Origin of the sequence: Tabrizicola oligotrophica, from assembly GCF_011008935.1 — a bacterium.
Lineage (GTDB): Bacteria > Pseudomonadota > Alphaproteobacteria > Rhodobacterales > Rhodobacteraceae > Tabrizicola_A > Tabrizicola_A oligotrophica.
Map to the genome: position 1 here is coordinate 236,812 of NZ_JAAIVJ010000003.1, position 18,605 is coordinate 255,416.

17 protein-coding genes are annotated in these 18,605 nt (G+C 65.0%); 8 read left to right on the forward strand and 9 right to left on the reverse strand.

Annotated elements, in window-relative coordinates; genetic code table 11:
* Nucleotides 1-10 precede the first annotated feature (10 nt).
* Nucleotides 11-1,354: a TldD/PmbA family protein gene (locus G4Z14_RS07615; protein WP_164624325.1), complete on the forward strand. Its 1,344-nt coding sequence runs from the start codon at nucleotides 11-13 to the stop codon at nucleotides 1,352-1,354.
* On the forward strand, nucleotides 1,341-2,114 hold the full coding sequence (locus tag G4Z14_RS07620; protein ID WP_164624327.1) for a 3'(2'),5'-bisphosphate nucleotidase CysQ: 774 nt from the start codon (nucleotides 1,341-1,343) through the stop codon (nucleotides 2,112-2,114). Before G4Z14_RS07615 ends, G4Z14_RS07620 begins: the two co-directional genes overlap by 14 nt.
* 362 nt (nucleotides 2,115-2,476) lie before the next feature.
* Here the strand turns inward: G4Z14_RS07620 and G4Z14_RS07625 are convergent, their stop codons facing one another.
* The 4 genes from G4Z14_RS07625 to G4Z14_RS07640 all read right to left on the reverse strand — a co-directional run bounded on the left by G4Z14_RS07625 (nucleotide 2,477) and on the right by G4Z14_RS07640 (nucleotide 7,804).
* The gene (locus G4Z14_RS07625; protein WP_164624329.1) at nucleotides 2,477-5,587 is read right to left on the reverse strand and encodes an efflux RND transporter permease subunit; all 3,111 of its coding nucleotides are present in this window, start codon (nucleotides 5,585-5,587) and stop codon (nucleotides 2,477-2,479) included.
* A complete protein-coding gene (locus G4Z14_RS07630) occupies nucleotides 5,584-6,711 on the reverse strand; it encodes an efflux RND transporter periplasmic adaptor subunit (RefSeq protein ID WP_164624332.1) in 1,128 nt (375 codons plus the stop codon). The genes G4Z14_RS07625 and G4Z14_RS07630 overlap by 4 nt, the downstream gene beginning before the upstream one ends.
* 141 nt (nucleotides 6,712-6,852) lie before the next feature.
* Entirely contained in the window at nucleotides 6,853-7,554 is a 702-nt protein-coding gene (locus G4Z14_RS07635) for a winged helix-turn-helix domain-containing protein (protein WP_321573015.1), read from the reverse strand.
* Nucleotides 7,526-7,804 (reverse strand): hypothetical protein, encoded by a 279-nt coding sequence (locus G4Z14_RS07640; protein WP_164624335.1) that lies wholly within the window; start codon nucleotides 7,802-7,804, stop codon nucleotides 7,526-7,528. The genes G4Z14_RS07635 and G4Z14_RS07640 overlap by 29 nt, the downstream gene beginning before the upstream one ends.
* Nucleotides 7,805-7,988: 184 nt before the next feature.
* On the opposite strand from G4Z14_RS07640, the gene G4Z14_RS07645 reads away from it, so the two are divergent.
* The 3 genes from G4Z14_RS07645 to G4Z14_RS07655 all read left to right on the forward strand — a co-directional run bounded on the left by G4Z14_RS07645 (nucleotide 7,989) and on the right by G4Z14_RS07655 (nucleotide 10,139).
* On the forward strand, nucleotides 7,989-8,192 hold the full coding sequence (locus tag G4Z14_RS07645) for a hypothetical protein (RefSeq protein ID WP_164624337.1): 204 nt from the start codon (nucleotides 7,989-7,991) through the stop codon (nucleotides 8,190-8,192).
* 95 nt (nucleotides 8,193-8,287) lie between these two features.
* Nucleotides 8,288-8,926, forward strand: coding sequence for a ribonuclease HII (locus tag G4Z14_RS07650; RefSeq protein WP_164624339.1), 639 nt, complete (start codon nucleotides 8,288-8,290; stop codon nucleotides 8,924-8,926).
* Nucleotides 8,927-9,014: 88 nt separating this feature from the next.
* Nucleotides 9,015-10,139: a site-specific DNA-methyltransferase gene (locus tag G4Z14_RS07655; protein WP_164624342.1), complete on the forward strand. Its 1,125-nt coding sequence runs from the start codon at nucleotides 9,015-9,017 to the stop codon at nucleotides 10,137-10,139.
* A gap of 210 nt (nucleotides 10,140-10,349) precedes the next feature.
* On the opposite strand, the gene G4Z14_RS07660 is transcribed toward G4Z14_RS07655, so the two are convergent.
* A complete protein-coding gene (locus G4Z14_RS07660; RefSeq protein WP_164624344.1) occupies nucleotides 10,350-11,453 on the reverse strand; it encodes an alkane 1-monooxygenase in 1,104 nt (367 codons plus the stop codon).
* A gap of 40 nt (nucleotides 11,454-11,493) precedes the next feature.
* Entirely contained in the window at nucleotides 11,494-12,540 is a 1,047-nt protein-coding gene (gene mutY / locus G4Z14_RS07665) for an A/G-specific adenine glycosylase (RefSeq protein ID WP_164624347.1), read from the reverse strand.
* A 194-nt stretch (nucleotides 12,541-12,734) separates the two neighbouring features.
* On the opposite strand from mutY, the gene G4Z14_RS07670 reads away from it, so the two are divergent.
* The 3 genes from G4Z14_RS07670 to G4Z14_RS07680 are packed head-to-tail and all read left to right on the forward strand — an operon-like array spanning nucleotide 12,735 to nucleotide 15,020.
* A complete protein-coding gene (locus G4Z14_RS07670) occupies nucleotides 12,735-13,265 on the forward strand; it encodes a DUF721 domain-containing protein (protein WP_164624350.1) in 531 nt (176 codons plus the stop codon).
* 29 nt (nucleotides 13,266-13,294) lie between these two features.
* Entirely contained in the window at nucleotides 13,295-13,891 is a 597-nt protein-coding gene (locus tag G4Z14_RS07675) for a DsbA family protein (protein WP_407703816.1), read from the forward strand.
* Between the two features lies 1 nt (nucleotide 13,892).
* Nucleotides 13,893-15,020, forward strand: a complete 1,128-nt coding sequence (locus tag G4Z14_RS07680) for a CaiB/BaiF CoA transferase family protein (protein ID WP_164624356.1) — start codon at nucleotides 13,893-13,895, stop codon at nucleotides 15,018-15,020.
* Here G4Z14_RS07680 and G4Z14_RS07685 read toward each other — a convergent pair.
* Genes G4Z14_RS07685 through mutL form a run of 3 tightly spaced genes read right to left on the reverse strand, consistent with a single transcriptional unit; the run spans nucleotide 15,017 to nucleotide 18,560 of the window.
* Nucleotides 15,017-15,532 (reverse strand): HutD/Ves family protein, encoded by a 516-nt coding sequence (locus G4Z14_RS07685; RefSeq protein WP_164624358.1) that lies wholly within the window; start codon nucleotides 15,530-15,532, stop codon nucleotides 15,017-15,019. The genes G4Z14_RS07680 and G4Z14_RS07685 overlap by 4 nt on opposite strands.
* Entirely contained in the window at nucleotides 15,532-16,692 is a 1,161-nt protein-coding gene (locus tag G4Z14_RS07690) for a DNA recombination protein RmuC (RefSeq protein ID WP_164624361.1), read from the reverse strand. Before G4Z14_RS07690 ends, G4Z14_RS07685 begins: the two co-directional genes overlap by 1 nt.
* The gene (mutL, locus tag G4Z14_RS07695; protein ID WP_164624363.1) at nucleotides 16,689-18,560 is read right to left on the reverse strand and encodes a DNA mismatch repair endonuclease MutL; all 1,872 of its coding nucleotides are present in this window, start codon (nucleotides 18,558-18,560) and stop codon (nucleotides 16,689-16,691) included. The genes G4Z14_RS07690 and mutL overlap by 4 nt, the downstream gene beginning before the upstream one ends.
* Nucleotides 18,561-18,605: the final 45 nt, after the last annotated feature.

Genomic DNA, 18,605 nt, shown 5'->3' on the forward strand with positions numbered 1-18,605 from the left:
GAGTTTTCCCATGCCCGAGATGCTTCAGCGCCTGACCCAAGCCCTGCTGGACGCCGCCCGCAAGGCCGGAGCCGAGAGTGCCGATGCCATGGCGCTGGATGGCAGCGCGACGTCGATCGACATTCGCGGCGGCGCGCTGGAACAGGCCGAACGGTCCGAGGCGGTGGAGATCGGGCTCAGGGTGCTGATCGCTGGACGGCAGGCTTGCGTTTCGGCCTCGGATACGTCGCTGGCCACGATTGCGGCGCTGGCCGAACGCGCCGTCGCCATGGCGCGCGAGGCGCCGGAGGACCCGACGGCGGGACTGGCCGACCCCTCGCAGATCGCCCGGACCTGGGATCTGGCGGGCCTTGAGCTTGCCGATCCTGCCGAAGAACCTTCGGCCGCCGCCTTGGAACGCGATGCCCGCGCGGCCGAGTCCGCGGCCATGGCGGCCAAGGGGATTACCCAGGTGCAGGCGAGTGCAGGCTATTCTGCCCGGCGGGTTTACCTGGCGGCCAGCAATGGTTTTTCCGGCCATTACGCCCGCACCTCGCGGTCGGTTTCCGCCGTGGCCTTCACCGGCAGCGGAACGGGAATGGAGCGGGATTTCGCGGGCGAGGGCCGGGTGTTTCAGGCCGATCTGCCGGATGCGGGCGGCATCGGCGCCCTTGCGGCCGAGCGCGCCTTGGCCCGCGCGGGGGCGGTGAAGCCAAAGACCGGCCATTTTCCGGTGCTGTTCGATGAGCGCATCGCCGCATCGCTGGTCGGGCATCTCTTGTCTGCCGTGAACGGCACCTCGATCGCGCGGGGGGCAAGCTGGTTGCTGGATGCCTTGGGTAGCCAGGTGCTGCCCAAGGGGATGTCGATCCTCGAAGATCCGCTGCGCCCACGGATTTCCGGCTCGCGGCCCTTCGACGGCGAGGGGCTGCCGACGGCGCGGCGGATGATCGTGCGGGATGGCGTGCTGATGGGCTGGACGCTGGATCTGGCCACCGGACGCAAGCTGGGGATGGCCAGCACGGCAAACGCGGCGCGGGGCACCTCCTCACCGCCCTCGCCCGCCACTTCGAACATTGACCTTGCGCCGGGGGCATATAGCCGTGACGATCTGATCGCCCGGATGGGCACCGGATTGCTGGTAACCTCGCTGATCGGGTCCACCATCAACCCCACCACCGGCGATTATTCGCGCGGAGCCTCGGGCTTCTGGGTCGAGGGCGGCGAGGTGACATTCCCGGTCAATGAATGCACCATCGCCGGCAACCTGCGCGACATGCTGCGCAGCATGATCGCCGCGAACGATGCCCGCCCGCATCTGTCGACCCGCGTGCCCAGCCTCCTGGTCGAAGGTCTGACCCTTGCCGGGGCCTGACCTTCTTCTGATCGCCGCGGCCGCCCGTGACGCCGGCCTCCTTGCGTTGCGCTACTGGAAAGCAGGTCCCAAGGTCTGGGAAAAGCCGGGCCTTGGCCCGGTGACAGAGGCCGATCTGGCGGTCAACGAGATGCTCGCCGACCGTCTGCGGGGCGCGCGTCCGGGCTATGGCTGGCTGTCCGAGGAAACCCCGGACGATCCCGCACGGCTTGATTGCGAACGGGTGTTCATCCTTGATCCGATTGACGGCACGCGCGCCTTTATTGCCGGAGAAAGGCACTTCGCCGTGTCGATTGCCGTGGCGGAAAAGGGCAACGTGGTCGCGGGGGCAATCTATCTGCCCGCACTGGATCGGCTTTACACGGCAAGCACAGATGGCTCCGCGCTATGCGACGGCCAACCGATCCGCTGCGCGCAAAGGGGCAGCTTGAACGGGGCCAACCTGCTGATGTCGAAAAGTTTTCTTGCGCCGGACCATTGGCGCCATCCGCCGCCGGATCTGAAGCGCAGCTTCCGGTCCTCCATCGCCTACCGGCTGTGCCTGACGGCGGAGGGCGCGTTCGACGGCATGATATCCACCCGCGACGCCTGGGAATGGGACATCGCGGCCGGCAGCCTGATTGCCGCACGGGCAGGGGCTGCGGTCAGCGACCGGCAGGGCGGACCGCTGCGCTTCAACTCGCCCGCCGCAAAAACCGCCGGCATCCTCGCCGCGCCGGGGCCGCTTCATCGGGAAATTCTGGCCGGGTTTCGGGCCTGATCCGCCCACTTCCCCCGGCCGCTCCCTGTCGGTCCACGATTGAAATGCAAGGGTTTGATTGAAGGCTTCGCTTGGGGGTCGCAGGGCCAACGAGCGGCTGGCCCTGGGCGGTCAGGACCGGCGATGCCGCGCCGAGACTTGCGCTCCGTGGCGGTGGCCGCATTCTGCAAGATGGGTACGCCGCAAAGCCGCCTCGGACACAGGCCTGCAGGCCCGACGCAGGCACCGAATCCCCACGCTCGCGCCCGTGAGAGTGCGCAAGCCGCGCCGCTCAAACGCACCTATGGCTGGCCCATCGCAGCACAACCTTGGCTGTGCTGCACCTTATCCGTGAAGGTTCAGGGGTGGGGAGCCCTGACGCCTCAGGTCGCCAGGCGTGGCCCGAACAGCCACCACTTGCGGCGGGGTTTCTTCGCCCCGTCGCGGCTGACCAGCATCAGCAGCGACGGCGTGACGATCAGCGTCAGGATGGTGGCGAAGGCAAGGCCGTAGACGATGGCCGAGGACAGCGAGATCCACCATTGCGTCGAGGGTGCGCCGATGGTGGTCTCGTGGTTCAAAAGCTCAAGGTTCAGCCCGAAGGCAATCGGCAACACCCCGAAGATCGCGGTCAGTGCCGTCAGCACCACCGGCCGCGCCCGCTCGCGGCAGGTTTCCAGAATTGCCTCGATCTTCGACATGCCGTGGTGGCGCAGATCGTCATAGGTGGCGATCAGCACGATGTTGTTGTTCACCACCACCCCGGCAAGCGCGATCACGCCGATGCCGGTCATCACCACGCCAAAGGGCTGGCCCATGATCATCAGGCCAAGGAACACTCCGATGGTCGACATCAGCACCGCCGACAGCACCAGCCCGACCGAGACGAATTTGTTGAACTGCGCCAGAAGGACACCGAAGATCAGGAAGACCGCCGCGCCGAAGGCCTTGGTCAGGAAGGCCCCGGCCTCGGCCTGTTCTTCGTCCTCGCCCGCCATGGTCCAGCGATAGCCGGCGTTTGCCAGACCCTTGTCGCGGAACGCAGCCTCGACCAGCTTTGCCACCGCGTCACGCACCGGCTGCTCCTGCACGCCTGCCGCGATGCCCGCCTGAATGGTGATGGCGCGCGCGCCGTCGATACGGGTCAGCGTGCCGACAGTGGGCGCCGGCTGGCGGCTGACAAAGTTGGAAATCGGCACCGGACCATCCTCGGTTTCGATGCGCAACTGGTCCAGCGCGGCAATGTTGCGCTGTTCGGGTGGCAGACGCAGCACGATGTCCACTGCATCATCGCTGCCCGCCGGACGGTATTCCGACAGTTTCAGCCCCGAGGTGACCATTTGCACCACCGCCCCCACGGCCCCCGGCGAAGCGCCATAGCGCGCGGCCTCGGCCCGGTCGACCCGCAGCTCCCAGTCGATGCCGGGCAGCGGCAGACCGTTCGAGACATCAATCACATGTTCGACGGCTGCGATCTTTTCGGCCAGATCGCGGGCAACCTCATTCAAACCGGCCGGATCATCGGCCGAAAGCCGAAGCTGGATGGCCTTGCCGGTGGGCGGCCCTGCCTGCGGCACCGATACCTCGATATCGACACCCGGAATGCCGACCATCGCGGCGCGCAGGTCATTCAGGATCTCGTTGGCGTTCTTTCGCTCGCGCCAGTCGACGAATTCGTATTGCAGCACCCCCACCGCATCGGCCGGGCCTTCGCCCATCGACTGCCCGGCGCTGCCGACGCGGGTGTAGATAGCCTTGACCCCCGGCCAGCCCAAGAGCCGCGCCTCGGCCTGCTTGACCAGCGCGTCCTTCTCATGGATCGACAGGTTGCCGCGCGCCTTGACATACAGAAGGCCGTAATCCGGCTCGACGTTCGGGAAGAACTCCACCCCCTTGCCGATCACGCTATAGCTCGCCGGCACCGCCACCAGACTGCCGACCGCCAGCATCAACACGATCCAGGGATGCCGGATGGCCCGGCCGACCAGCATCATATAGGCCCCGTCCTTGTGGCGCGGTGGCTCCTTGAACGGCCGGGCGATCAGCGCGCCCAGAACGGGGACGAAGATCAGCGCATAGGCCATGGAGGCGGAAAGCGTGGCGATCAGGGTGATCGGCATGTATTTCATGAACTCGCCCACCACGCCGGGCCAGAACAACAGCGGCGAGAAGGCGGCAATGCGCGTCATGGTCGAGGCGATCACCGGACCCGACATCCGATGACTGGCTTCGGCAAAGGCCTGACGGCGCTCCTGCCCCTCGGCCATGCGGCGTTCGGCATATTCCACCACGATGATCGCATCGTCGACCAGCATGCCGACAGCCAGGATCAGGCTGAACAGCACGACAAGGTTCACAGTCAACCCGGCCATTTGCAGGCCAAGGATGCCCATCAGGAAACTCGCCGGAATGGCAAGGCCGATCAGGATCGAAGACCGCACCGTCAGCGCATAAAGGATGACGATGAACACCAGCACCACAGCGGTCAGCACCGAGTTCTGCAGGTCTGACAGCAACTGCCGGATGGTGGTGGACTTGTCCTGACTGAACGACACCGCCACGCCTTCGGGCAGGTCTTTCAGCAGGGCCTCGGTGGTGGCTTTGACCGCATCCACCGTCTCGATCAGGTTGGCGCCGATCCGCTTTGACACTTCGATGGCCACGGCGGGCTTGCCGTCCAGCCGGGTGATTGTCTCGGGGTCCTTGTGCGTCGGGCGGATCTCGGCCAGATCCAGCGCCCGCACCACCGCGGTTTCCGAGGCGACCACGGGCAGGCGGGCCACATCTTCGGCGGTTTCGATCAGCGAAGGAACCTTGATGGCATAGCGGCCCTCGGCCCCCTCCATCGACCCCGCCGCGATCAGCTGGTTGTTGGCCATGACGCCGGCGATCATCGTATCGGGGCGCAGGCCATAGGACGACAGTTTCGCCGGGTCGATGATGATTTCCACCAGATCGTCCCGCGTGCCGCGCAGGCCGGCCTCCAGAACGCCGGGAATCTCCTCGATCCGGTCGCGCAGCGTGCGGCCTGCCGCCGTCAGCACCCGCTCCGGCACATCGCCCGACAGGGTGACAACCAGCACCGGAAATTCCGAGATGTTGACCTCGTTCACCGTCGGCTCGTCGGCCTCGGTGGGCAGGTCGCGCCGGGCATCGTCAACCTTGTTGCGCACATCGGTCAGCGCCTTGTCCAGATCGGCCCCGGCCTGAAACTCCATCAGCACGTTGCCGCCGCCCTGATAGGCGGTCGCGGTCATCTTCTTGATGCCCTGAATGGATTTCAGCGCGGTTTCCATCGGGCGCAGCAAGAGCCGCTCGCTGTCTTCGGGCGAGATGCCCTCGTAATGCATCGAGACATAGATGATCGGAATCTTGATGTCCGGCTCGGCCTCTTTCGGGATGGTCATATAGGCCATGGCCCCCGACAGGATCAGGAACACCAGAATCGACAGGGTCAGCCGCGTGTTGCGGATTGCGAATTCGACAAGATTCATGGCTCGGCCGCCTTTTGCGCTGCCTCGGCCTCGGCCCGGGTCATTTCCTTGGCAATGACCGGATCACCGTCGCGCACCAGATCCTGCCCCGCCACGATGACCCGCGCGCCCTGCGGTACGCCCGCGACGACGAAACCCTCCTCGGTGTCGTCGATCAGTTGCACGGGCAGAAAACCCGCCACGTCGCCCTCGTTCACCACGCGCAGGCCCACCTGCCCGGCCTCGTTCAAGGTCAGGACCGAGCGCGGCACCGTCAGCGCGGGTTGCATCGCTGCGGAAAGCCGCACCTCGGCTGTCATGCCTGACGGAATGTTGCCTTCCGGATTCGGCAGATCGACCTCCAGCGCGAAAGTGCGGGTCTTGTCGCTGGCCTTGCGCGCCAGATGCCGCACTGTGCCCTCCAGCTCCACCCCCGACACCAGCCGGACCAAGGCCTTTGCCCCGACGGTGACATGGGCCACATCCTGTTCGCTGACCTCGGCCTTGACCACGATGGGATCAAGCGCAATCAGGGTTGCAATCGGCGTTCCGGCCTGCACCCATTCGCCGATCTCGACGTTTACCGCATCCACCGTGCCCGCAAAAGGCGCGGTCAGCGACAGGCGGTCGGCGGCGGCCTGCGCCTGTGCCAGCCCGCCCTCGGCGGCGGTCTTGGCCGCCCGGCGCGAGGTGACTTCGGTTTCGGGCAAGCTGCCCTTGGCGTTCAACGCCTCGCCCACGGCCAATTGCTCGGCGGCCTGCGCCAGCTGATCCTCGGCGGCCTTGACTGCGGCGCGCACATCCTCGCCCTCCAGCAGCAGGACGGTCGCCCCGCGTTCGAGAACATCGCCCGGCTCTGCCCCCAGTTCCTGCACAACGCCATTGGACCGCGCGGCCAGGATTGCCAGCTTGTCCGCCTCGGTCACACCCGGGATGCGGATCAGCCGCGCATAATCGGCCACCTCGGCCCGAACCACGGCAACGGTGCGTTTCGGCGTTTCCACCAAGGGCTCGGCGGCCTTCGCCTCGCTTGCCTCGGCTTCTTCGCTGCCTACGGCGGCGAAATGGCCGGTCAAGACCCAAAGGGCAGCAGCCACAAAGACCACCAAAGCCAGAAGTCGGTGAAGAGGAATGCGGGAGAACATGTCAAATGCCTTTGCAAAAGCCGCCACACTGCGGAGCATGCCCGGCAGCCGTGACACATGGGCGGAAAGATCATGGCTTTTCAGAAAAGGTCAATGGCGCGTGCAGCTTTTCTTCCGGCAACGCCCGTACCTTCCCTTACGTCAAATCATTTTCAGCGCGTCCTTGCCCACTGCCAGCACATAGCCGCGGCGCGCAATGGTCTTGACCAGCAGTTCACTCACCAGCTGATTGCCCAGCGCATCGCGCAGCCGCTTTACCCGCGTCGCGCCGGCCGCTTCGTCGCAATCGGCCTCGCTCCGCCCCGAGATCACCGCTTCAATCTGCGCGCCGGTCAGCACCTCGTCATCCATGCGCGCCTCGGCCAGCACGGCCAGCGTTTCCAGCGCGGCTTCGGTCAGCGCGAACTCCATGTCGTTGATATAGACCGCCCTCGCCTCACGCGAGATGAGCATGGTGGCCACCTGAATGCCCGAGCGCTGGATGGCCGAAATACGGCGGTTCAGCGCGACGATGGTGACAAGAAACACCAGCGACGCAATCAACAGCGCGGTGGCAAAGACCAGCAGCACGAAGATCACCGAGCGATAGCTGGTCAGCACTTCGGAAAACGAGGTGCCAGACTGGGCGAGAATCTCCAGCAGCTTGATCTCGGCCCCCGATTTCAGGTCGCTTTCGACGAACAGCCGCTCCACCCGCGCGTTGAAGGCGTTGGCGTCGGGCAGGTTCAGGAACAGGAACACCGCCGCACCCAGCAGGATCAGGACGATCGCCGCGATACCGAAAGCCACCACGCGGTTGCCCGCGCGCAAACTGTCAGAAGCGGAGGAAGTATTCGGCTGCACTCGGTTTCCTTTCCTCCAGCCCCTCGGGGCCAAAGACACTCAGCACATTCAACAACGTCCAGCCGGCGGCGGCAAGACGGTCGGCAAGTTCGGCCTTGGCGGCGGCCTTGTTGCACTCTGCCACCTGCGCCACGCCGTAATGCAGCCGCAAGGGCGCGTCCTGCTTGGCCTTGTAATCGGCATAACATTCGGCCTGCGCCGGCAGGGCAAAGGCCAGCATCAAGCTCAGGGCAAGGGGTAGGTGGCGCATGGGAACGCACTCCTGAAAGGTCTGGGGCCATCCTGCGCATGGCCGGCGGGCTATTCAATATCCAATCGGGTTTATGGCATTGTTATCGCCTAGCAGCGCGGCGTTATTGCGTGGCCTTGCCCGCCGCCCTCAGGGTTTGCCCATGAGACGCAATCCCGGAACGGGCCCAAAGCAGGAGACACCCATGGCAAAGACGATCCATTCCCCCACTCTCGCGGAAACCGCACTCGGCCTGAAGTCCGAAAGCCCGCTGGCGCGGATGATGGCGGGTTTTACCGGCTTTGCCGTAGCCGTGACGCTGATCCTTGCCACAGTCCTGCCGGTCGAAGCCCATCGCAACGTCTGCGCCAAACCCGTTGATGCCGTCGCGGCCTGCGTCGCCGAATAGGCGCCGGGACGATCCCGCCCGGCGCTGTCGGGGGCAGAGGGGTGAGCAGCCTCTGCCCCCTTTTTCTTTGCCGCCATCCGCGCTAGGCCAGTGCCATGGCCCGCATACCCCCCGATTTCAGTTTTGAATCCGCCGCGCTTGGCCGCGGCCTTGCCCGGGTGTGCGGGGTCGATGAGGTCGGGCGCGGCCCCTTGGCCGGCCCTGTCACCGCCGCCGCCGTGATCCTTGATCCGGCGCGGATTCCGCCGGGTCTGGGCGACAGCAAGGCGCTGACACCGGCGAAGCGCGAACGGCTGTTCGGCGAGATCATGGCCTCGGCGCAGGTTTGCATCGCCCATGCCACGGTCGAGGAGATCGACAGCCTGAACATCCTGCGCGCCAGCCATCTGGCGATGGAGCGCGCGGTGGCAGGGCTACCCATCACCCCGGCACATGCCCTGATCGACGGCAACCTGATTCCCGCCGGACTGAAAGGCCGCGCCGAAGCGATCGTCAAGGGCGACGCCAAATCATTATCCATCGCCGCCGCCTCGATCGTCGCCAAGGTGACGCGCGACCGCATCATGGTGGATTTGGCGCAACAGCACCCCGGCTATGGCTGGGAAGCCAATGCCGGCTACCCGACAAAAGCGCATCTTGAGGCGCTCCTAAATCTTGGTGTCACCCCTTGGCATAGACGTTCGTTCCGGCCCGTCCACAATATCTTGTATCAAGACATTTCTGTAAGTGATTGATTCAAAAAAGAATTTGACGGCGAATCGGTCCTGACTCATCTTGATGGCAACCCACGGCACACAAGATGCCGGGGTAGATGAGGCAAAGATGGCGACGAAAATGAAGACCGAGCAGGGCTCTCCCCTGCCGTTGAACCAGATCGTTCCCGGTGACTGTGTTGACGTGATGAACAGCCTGCCCGCCGGGTCGGTTGACCTGATTTTTGCGGACCCCCCCTATAACCTGCAGCTGAAGGGCGAATTGCATCGCCCCGACAATTCCCGCGTCGACGCGGTGGATGACCACTGGGACCAGTTTTCCAGCTTCGCCGCCTATGACCGGTTCACCCATAACTGGCTGGCCGCCGCCAAGCGCCTGCTGAAGCCGAACGGCGCGATCTGGGTGATCGGCAGCTATCACAACGTCTTTCGCCTTGGCACCGCCTTGCAGGATCAGGGCTACTGGCTCTTGAATGACGTGGTCTGGCGCAAGTCGAACCCGATGCCGAACTTCCGCGGCAAGCGGCTGACCAATGCGCATGAAACCCTGATCTGGGCCTCGCGCGATGAAAACGCCAAATACACCTTCAACTATGAAGCGCTGAAGGAGCTCAACGACGGGGTGCAGATGCGCTCGGACTGGGTGCTGCCGATCTGCACCGGGCATGAGCGGCTGAAGGACGAACACGGCGACAAGGCGCATCCGACGCAAAAGCCGGAAAGCCTGCTGCACCGGGTGATTCTGGCCACCACCAACCCCGGTGACGTGGTGCTGGACCCGTTCTTCGGCACCGGCACCACAGGCGCGGTGGCCAAGATGCTGGGCCGCGATTTCATCGGGATCGAGCGCGAGGAAAGCTACCGCAAGGCCGCCCAGGCCCGCATCGACCGGGTGCGCAAGTTCGACGCCTCGGCGCTGGAGATCACCGGATCGAAGCGGGCCGAGCCGCGCGTGCCCTTCGGGCAGGTGGTGGAACGCGGCATGCTGCGCCCCGGCGAGGAGTTGTTCTCCATCGGCAACCGCTTCAAGGCCAAGGTCCGCGCCGATGGCACGCTGATCGGCAATGACGTGAAGGGCAGCATCCATCAGGTCGGCGCCGCGCTGGAAGGCGCGCCCTCCTGCAACGGCTGGACCTACTGGCACTACAAGCGCGACGGCAAGATGGTGCCGATCGACCTTCTGCGCCAGCAGATCCGCGCCGAGATGGAAGCCGACGAGCGCCGCCCGAACTGATCCGGCGGATGGGCAACATCGCCCATCCCGCCCTTCCCCCGACCATATGGTTTACGCCTGTGCCGCAGTCCGCCTGCGGCACAACTAGCCCCGGCATGATCAACTCATGCCGGGGCCTTTTGGCATTTCCGTCTTGAGTTTGATCCGATCAGGTGGGTTGAAAACCCACCCAACAAGGAAGTGTGAACGTCAGGCGAACCTAGATGCGTCTCAGTCGGCCTTCCCCGCCTTCGCCCAATCCGTCACGCCGGGGTAGAACTGCTTGCGCCACGCCCGGACCCGCGGGTTCATCCTCCGCCGCCACAGGGGCGGAAACATCGCCAGCGTCGTCATCGCCGGATAGCCGAACGGCAGCATCGGCGCCTCGGTTTCCGGATAGGTCTGTAACAGGGGAAAGCGGCGGTCGGGTTTGTAGTGGTGGTCCGAGTGGCGCTGCAAATTGATGAGCAACCAGTTCGACGCCCTTTGCGGCGCGTTCCAGCTGTGATGCGGGCGAACGGGTTCGTATTTGCCACTCGGCAGCTTTTGCCGCACCAGCCCGTAATGCTCGACGTAATTGGTCAGCTCCAACTGCCAGACGGCAAAGAAAGCCTGCATCAGAAACAGCCCAAGGCCCTGGGCCCCGCCAACCAGCCATGCGGCCAGCAACGCCAAGACCTGCAGCCCCGCATAGCGCCAGAACGGGTTCGAGCTGTGCCAGACCGGACGACCCACCTTCGCCAGCCGCTCCGCTTCGGCCTGCCACGCCGAGCGCGGACAGGCGAACAGCACCCGCAGGAAGAAGCGATGAAATCCTTCGTTATAGGGCGCGGACACCGCATCGCGCGGAGTGCCGACATGGATGTGATGCACCAGAAGATGTTCGGTGCGGAAATGGCTGTACAGCACCGTAGCCAGCAGAAGATCGCCCAGCCACCGCTCGCCGCGATGACCCTGATGCAGAAGCTCGTGGGCATAGACGATGCCGATGGTGCCTGAAGCCACCCCGACCCCGAACATCAGCGCGATGACCTCGATCCAGCCCATGTCGGCCCGCACCACCCACCAGATCGCGCCATAGATGATCGCCGCCTGCACCGGAAACCAGACCAGCGTGACCAGCCGATACCAGAACAGCTCACGCTCGTCGGTCGTCGTGTCGGGGTTTTCCTCGTTCAGCCCCAGCAGCAGATCCAGCACCGTGACCAGCGCCCAGGCGTACAGCGGCATCAGCACCACCGACCAGCCGCCAACCGTGACACCGATCACGGCCAGGGGCACCAGCCCGAGCGACAGCCAGAACGGCAAGGCGGCACGCAAGGTCTTGGACATCATGAAACTCCCCTTCGCCACAAGTCTAGGTGGGGATTTGCCATCACTCAACCGCGCGCAGGGTCGCAGCATCCCAGGCCTTGCGCATCACGGTCGGAAGATCGTCAGGGCGGAAGTCGGCCATGAACCCACCCCGCTCGGGGTTACCCGCGCCGGTTGCCACCATCACCCGCAACTGCAGATGAAAATGCGTGAAGGTGTGCCGCACCTCACCCGCGTCCGTCCAATTGGCCGACACCGGGGCCGGGCCGCCACCGCCATCCCAGGCGTCGCCGGGAAACCCCAGCATCCCCCCCAAGAGCCCGCGCTCCGGCCGGCGCTCGACCAGCACTGCGCCGTCGGGCCGCTGCAAGACCCAGACCACCCCCTGCCGCACCGGCTTGACCGGTTTGGCAAGCTTGCGCGGCAGCTCCGCCGCAGCCCCTGCCGCCTGACCCGCACAAAGCCCAAGCAACGGGCAAATGCCGCACGTCGGATTGCGCGGCGTGCAGATCGTTGCGCCGAGATCCATCATCGCCTGCGCATGATCGCCCGGGCGAAGGTCTGGCGTCAGAAGCCCGGCCAGCCGCACCAGCTCTGGCTTGGCCGCGGGCAGCGGCGTCTGCACGGCAAAGAGCCGCGCGCAAACCCGCTCCACATTGCCGTCCACCACCACCGCAGGCGCATCAAAGGCGATCGAGGCCACCGCCGCCGCCGTGTAGGGCCCCACGCCCGGCAAGGCACGCAAGCCTTCCACCGTCTTGGGAAACTGCCCGCCATGGTCGCGCACCACCGCCCGCGCACAGGCCAGCAAATTCCGCGCCCGGGCGTAATAGCCAAGCCCGGCCCATTCCCCCATCACCGCGGCATCCTCTGCCGCCGCCAGATCCTCCACCCGCGGCCAGCGCGCCAGGAACCGCCGGAAATAGTCGCGCACCGCTGCAACCGTGGTCTGCTGCAACATCACTTCCGAAAGCCAGACGTGATAGGGATCGGGCCGCACCCCCACCGCCCGATCTGCCGGCCCGACGCGCCAAGGCATCGCCCGCGCGTGGGCGTCATACCAGCGCAACAGCCGCGCCCCTGCCACTTCACAGTCGATCTCACGCAAGATTTATCCCTGCCATCCCACTTCTGCCCCCCGACTGAAAACTCATATCCAGTTGAGAAAAATTGCCTTTCATCTGGTCCACAAATGGCCCACGGGGGGGTGGGGGGAGGATCCTCCCGGCGGCCAGAGCCACGCAATACGCTTCCCTTTCCACCCCGCCGCCGTAGAATAGCGCCAATTCCGGATAGGACCAGATGGCCCGCACACCGACCCCTCCTCCCACCCGCCGCGAGCGCGGCTTTGAACCCACCGGTGGGCTGTTGAAGCAGCAGATCCGTGCCGCCGGGGAAGCGCGGGGCTTTGCGGTGGCGCGGCTGTTGACCCATTGGGCCGAAGTCGCAGGCGAAGACCTTGCCCGCGTCACCCGGCCGGTGAAGGTGGGTTACGGGCGTGAAGGCATGGGCGCGACGCTGACGCTGCTGACCACGGGTGCCATGGCCCCCATGGTCGAGATGCAGAAGGAACGCCTGCGCGAACGGGTAAACGCCATCTACGGCTATGCCGCGATTTCACGCATCCTGCTGACCCAGACCGCCGCCTCCGGCTTTGCCGAAGGACAGGCCGAATTCGCCCCGGCCCCGAAAGCCGTGCCAAGGCCCGATCCGGCCATCGTAGCCAAGGCCGCCGAAACCGCCGCCCCGGTGCAGGACCCCGCGCTTCGGGCCGCGCTTGAATCCATGGCGCAAAACATCTTAACCCGCCGCAATCCAAAGGAAGGCGCATGACCATGAAAACCACCCTTGCCTCCGGCCTTATGGCCCTGACGCTGGCCTTTGGCCTCGGCGGCTATGCCTCGGCGCAGGAGGCCGCCCCGGCGGCAGTCACCGAGCTGAAGGATTTCTCCATCGGCGCTCCGGATGCCAAGGTGCAGATCATCGAATATGCGTCTTTCACCTGCCCGCATTGCGCGAACTTCCACGAGACCGTGTTCAAGTCGCTGAAGACCGATTACATAGACACCGGCAAGGTGCAGTTCACCTACCGCGAGGTCTATTTCGACCGCCCCGGCCTTTGGGCCGCGATGATCGCCCGCTGCGGTGGTGACATGCGCTATTTCGGGATCTCCGACATCCTGTTCGAAACCCAGCAGGAATGGCCCGCCTCGGATGACCCGGCCGTCATCTTCGAAAACCTGAAGAAGATCGGCCGCACCGCCGGGATGGACGATGCGGCGATGGATGTCTGCATGAAGGACGCCAACACCGCGCAGGCCATGATCGACCGCTCCGAAGCCAACATGACCGCCGATGGCGTCGAAGGCACGCCTACCCTGATGATCAACGGGGTCAAGCATTCGAACATGACCTATGCCGACCTGAAGGCGATCCTCGACGAAGAGCTGGCCAAATAAGATGAATACTCCGCTTGCCGGCATCAAGGTTGTCGAACTCGCCCGTATTCTGGCCGGTCCCTGGGCCGGTCAGACCCTTGCCGATCTGGGGGCTGACGTAATCAAGGTGGAGGCGCCGGAGGGTGACGACACCCGCCGCTGGGGCCCCCCCTTCATTGACCGCGACGGCGAGAAATCGGCAGCCTATTTCCACGCCACCAACCGCGGCAAGCGTGGCATCACCTGCGATTTCCGCACGCCCGAGGGGCAGGAAACCGTGCGCCGTCTGGTTGCCGACGCCGATGTGCTGATCGAGAATTTCAAGGTCGGCGGGCTGACGAAATACGGGCTGGACTATGAAAGCCTGAAGAAGGTGAACCCCCGGCTGATCTATTGCTCGATCACCGGCTTTGGCCAGACCGGGCCTTATGCCCACCGCGCGGGTTATGACTTCATCATCCAGGGCATGGCCGGGCTGATGAGTGTCACCGGCGAAAAGGGCGGCCAGCCGCAAAAGGTGGGCGTCGCGGTGACCGATGTGTTCACCGGCATCTATGGCGCGACAGCCATTCTGGCGGCGCTGGTGCAGCGCGGGCGCACAGGCGAAGGCCAGCACATCGACATGGCTTTGCTGGACGTGGCCACCTCGATCATGGCCAATCAGGCGATGAATTTCCTCGTCTCGGGCAAGGCCCCGGCCATGATGGGCAACGCCCACCCCAACCTTGCCCCCTATGCGGTCTTTGATTGCGCCGATGGCTGGATCATCCTCGCCACGGGCAATGATGCGCAATACCAGCGGTTGTGCGCCATTCTGGGGCTGGACGATATGGCCCAAGCGCCCGAATACCTGACCAACGCCGACCGCATCGCCAACCGGACCGAAATGACCGACCGGATCACCGAGGCGACGAAACGCTGGGCCAAGGCCGACCTTCTGCAAGCCTGCGAGGATCAGGGCGTTCCTGCCGGGCCGATCAACAATCTGGCCGAGGTCTTCGACGACCCGCAGGTGCAGGCGCGGGGCATGAAGATCACCCCCGGCGGCCTGCCCGGCGTGCGCAGTCCGATGACCTTCTCGGGGGCCGATCTGGCGCTGGATCGTCCTGCGCCGAAACTCGGGGAACATCAGGACGAGGTCTTGGGTTAATCCAGAAGACGGACGACAATCACCTGACCGGCAATGCTCAGGGCATCGTCGGTCAGAAGCAGGTCTTGCGCCGCCATGTCACGGCCATTCACCCTGCTTGGTGCAAGGGCATAGACCGCCAGCAACCCGCCCGCCGGAACCTGCGCCGCGCCGGTGACAACAGCCACTTCCGGGCGTGGCAAGGCACGGTCCGTCATCACGTTGAAATCATCCGACGGGGCGCTGACGCCTTCGGCGCGGATCGGCAGATCGCCGGCAAAGGCGACCGGCACCAACGGACGCGCGGGCAGATGCAGCCCCTGCCCCACCAGATCAAACCCCGGCCCGGTCAGCACAGTCAGGTTCCGTTCCACCCCCGGAAAGATCGAGAAATCGCCGTTCTCCACCACCGAGGCGCGGGAAAGCCGCCATTTCAGCTGGCCACCATCCAAGGTCTTCAGCATCTCGATCGTCGTGCCCTTGCCATTGGCCCAAGGCATCACGGTGTAATCGGCGGGGGTCAGATGGCGCATCATTCGGCGGCTTGCGGTCCAAGGAGGGGGGAAGGGTCGCTCGGCTTCAATTCCTCGAAGTCGAAATTGTCCAGCCGCGCGGCCCGTTTGCCCGCGCGTTCGGCGGCGGTGGAGATCCCGTCAAGGTCTTGTCGCGCCTGATTGAAATGGGTGTTCAGCTTGTCCACCCGCTCCACCACGATCTCCACATCGCGGTGCAACTGGCGCAGCGCAGTGCGGATCGCCCCGGCCTGTTCGCGCATCCGGGCGTCTTTCAGCACGGCGCGCATGGTGTTCAGCGTCGCCATGCAGGTGGTGGGCGACACGATCCAGACCCGCGCGGCAAAGCCCTCGCGCACCACTTCGGGGAAATTGGCGTGCAACTCGGCATAGACGGCTTCCGAGGGCAGGAACATCAGCGCGCCATCCGCCGTTTCGCCTTCAAGAATATACTTCTCGGCAATTGCCTTGATGTGGGCGCGGACGGCGCCACGCAGCAGGGTCTGCGCCTCAGCCAAGGCGCGCGGATTGTCGGCGCGGCGCAGGGCCTCATAGGCCTCCAGCGGGAATTTCGCGTCGATCACGATGGGGCCGGGTGGATTGGGCAGATGGATCAGGCAATCGGCCCGCTTGCCGTTCGACAGCGTCGCCTGCATGGAATAGGCGTCCGCGGGCAGGGCCTTTTGCACGATGTCGTTCAACTGAATTTCGCCAAATGCGCCGCGCGCCTGTTTGTTGGCCAGAATATCCTGCAAGTTCAGCACATTGCCGGAAAGCTTTTCGATATTGGCCTGCGCCTTGTCGATGGTTTCCAGCCGCTGCTGCAACTCGCCCAAAGACCGCGCCGTGCGGGTCGCCGTACCCTGCAGGCTTTCGCCCATCTGCCGCGTGACCTCGGCCAGACGTTGCTCCATCACCTTCAGCATCGCGGTCTGGCTGACCGCCTGATTTTCCGACACATGGTGCAGGCCACCGGCGAGCCGCTCCTGTCCATCGGACAGGGACTGCACCCGCTGCGACATCCACGCCATTTCGCGCATCAACGGCTCGGCCGATTTCGCCGACCGCCCCGCGCTGCGCAGCGTCAGGAGGAGAAGGCCGACGAGCAGCACAAGCAACCCGCCGACCAGCAATACCTCGGGGGAGTTCCACGCATAGCTTTGGCCAAAAAGCGTAATCATCTGCGACCAAACAATCGTTCAATATCGTGAAGCTGCAACTCGACATAGGTCGGGCGGCCATGGTTGCACTGGCCGGAATGCGGCGTCGCCTCCATCTCACGCAGCAGGGCGTTCATCTCATCAGGCCGCAACTGGCGACCCGAGCGGACCGAGCCGTGGCAGGCCATACGGCTGAGGATCGCCTCGATCTTTGCCTGCAGGCTGTCGCTGCGGCCAAGATCAGCCAGTTCATCCAGCACATCGCGCAGCAGGGCGGCGGCAGACACGGTGCCCAGAATGGCCGGGGTTTCGCGCACCGCAACCGCGCTGCCTCCAAAGGGTTCGATGGACAGGCCAAGCCGGGCCAGTGCTTCGGCATGCTCCAGCAGGCGGCTGGCATCTGTGGCGGAAAGCTCCACTATTTCAGGGATCAACAGCGCCTGCGCCTTGATCCCCGTCTCGGCCATCTGTCGCTTCAGCCGTTCATAAACCAGCCGTTCATGGGCGGCGTGCTGATCCACGATCACCATGCCGCGCGCGGTTTGGGCCACGATGTAATTGCCGTGCAGTTGCGCCTTGGCCGCACCCAAGGGGAAGGCCTCATCGTCAACTTGCGGGTTCTGCCCGGCGGGCTCCATTCTGGCTTGCGGCATTTCGGCAAAGCCATGGCTCTCACCCGCGACCTCGGGCGCTTGCCATGTCGCGGCGCGGGCGAAGCTGGCCTGCGACGGCCAATTCTGACCAGACCGGTCCATCTGATAGACGCGCGGGGCAAAGGCGGGCATTTCCGGGCGCATGGCGGCCAGCGTCGCATCGGCCACAGTGGTCGAGGCGCGGTGGCCTGCCCCCGAAAGCGCCGTGCGCAGACCGGTGATGATCAGACTGCGGGCGGCCTCGGGCTCGCGGAAACGCACCTCGGATTTCGCCGGATGCACGTTCACATCCACCCGCTCCGGATCGCAGATCAGGTTCAGCACGGCTGCGGGGTGACGGTCGCGCGACAGGAAGTCGAAATAAGCCACTCGCAGCGCCCCGAGAAGCATACGATCCAAGACCGGACGGCCATTCACAAACACGAATTGCTGCACCGAAGAGCCGCGCGAATAGGTCGGCAGCGCGGCATAGCCGGTCAGGTGCAACCCGTCGCGTTCGATGTCGATTTTCAAGGCATTGGCGGTAAACTCTGCTCCCAAGACCCCCGTCAGCCGCCCATGCAGCGCATCAAAGAAATCCCCTGACTGCGGATCAGCGCGGAAAATCACCCGGGGCGCTTCGCCCTCGGCCACTTCCGACAGGGTAAAGCCGACCGAGGGTTCGGCCATCGCCAGACGCCGCACCACCTCGGCAATCGCCTGCGCCTCTGCCCGATCCGAGCGCAGGAACTTCAGCCGCGCCGGCGTGGCATAGAACAGGTCGCGCAGCTCAATCACGGTGCCCTTTTGCGCCGCCGCCGGGCGCGGACCCGTCAGACGCCCCCCGGCCACGGTGATCTGCGCGCCATCGCCGCCCTCAACCCGGCTGGTGAGGGTCAGCCGCCCCACGGCCCCAAGACTGGCCAAGGCCTCGCCACGAAAGCCGAAGGAGCGGATGTTCAGCAGATCCGAGCCGTCGATTTTCGAAGTGGCATGGCGGGCGACGGCCAAGGGCAGATCTTCGGCCGTCATGCCGCAGCCGTCATCCGTGACCCGGATCAACACCTTGCCGCCCGCCGCGTAGTCGACCGCAATGCGCCGCGCGCCGGCGTCCAGCGCGTTTTCCACCAGTTCCTTGACCGCAGAAGCGGGGCGCTCCACCACCTCGCCCGCTGCAATGCGATTGATCGCCGCCTCATCCAAGGGACGGATCACCGGGCGCGGAGAACCGGATATATTGGGGGCGTACAGCGTCATACCCCCAAGCCTAGCAGGGTGGGTGGGGCAAGGCCACAGATTCGA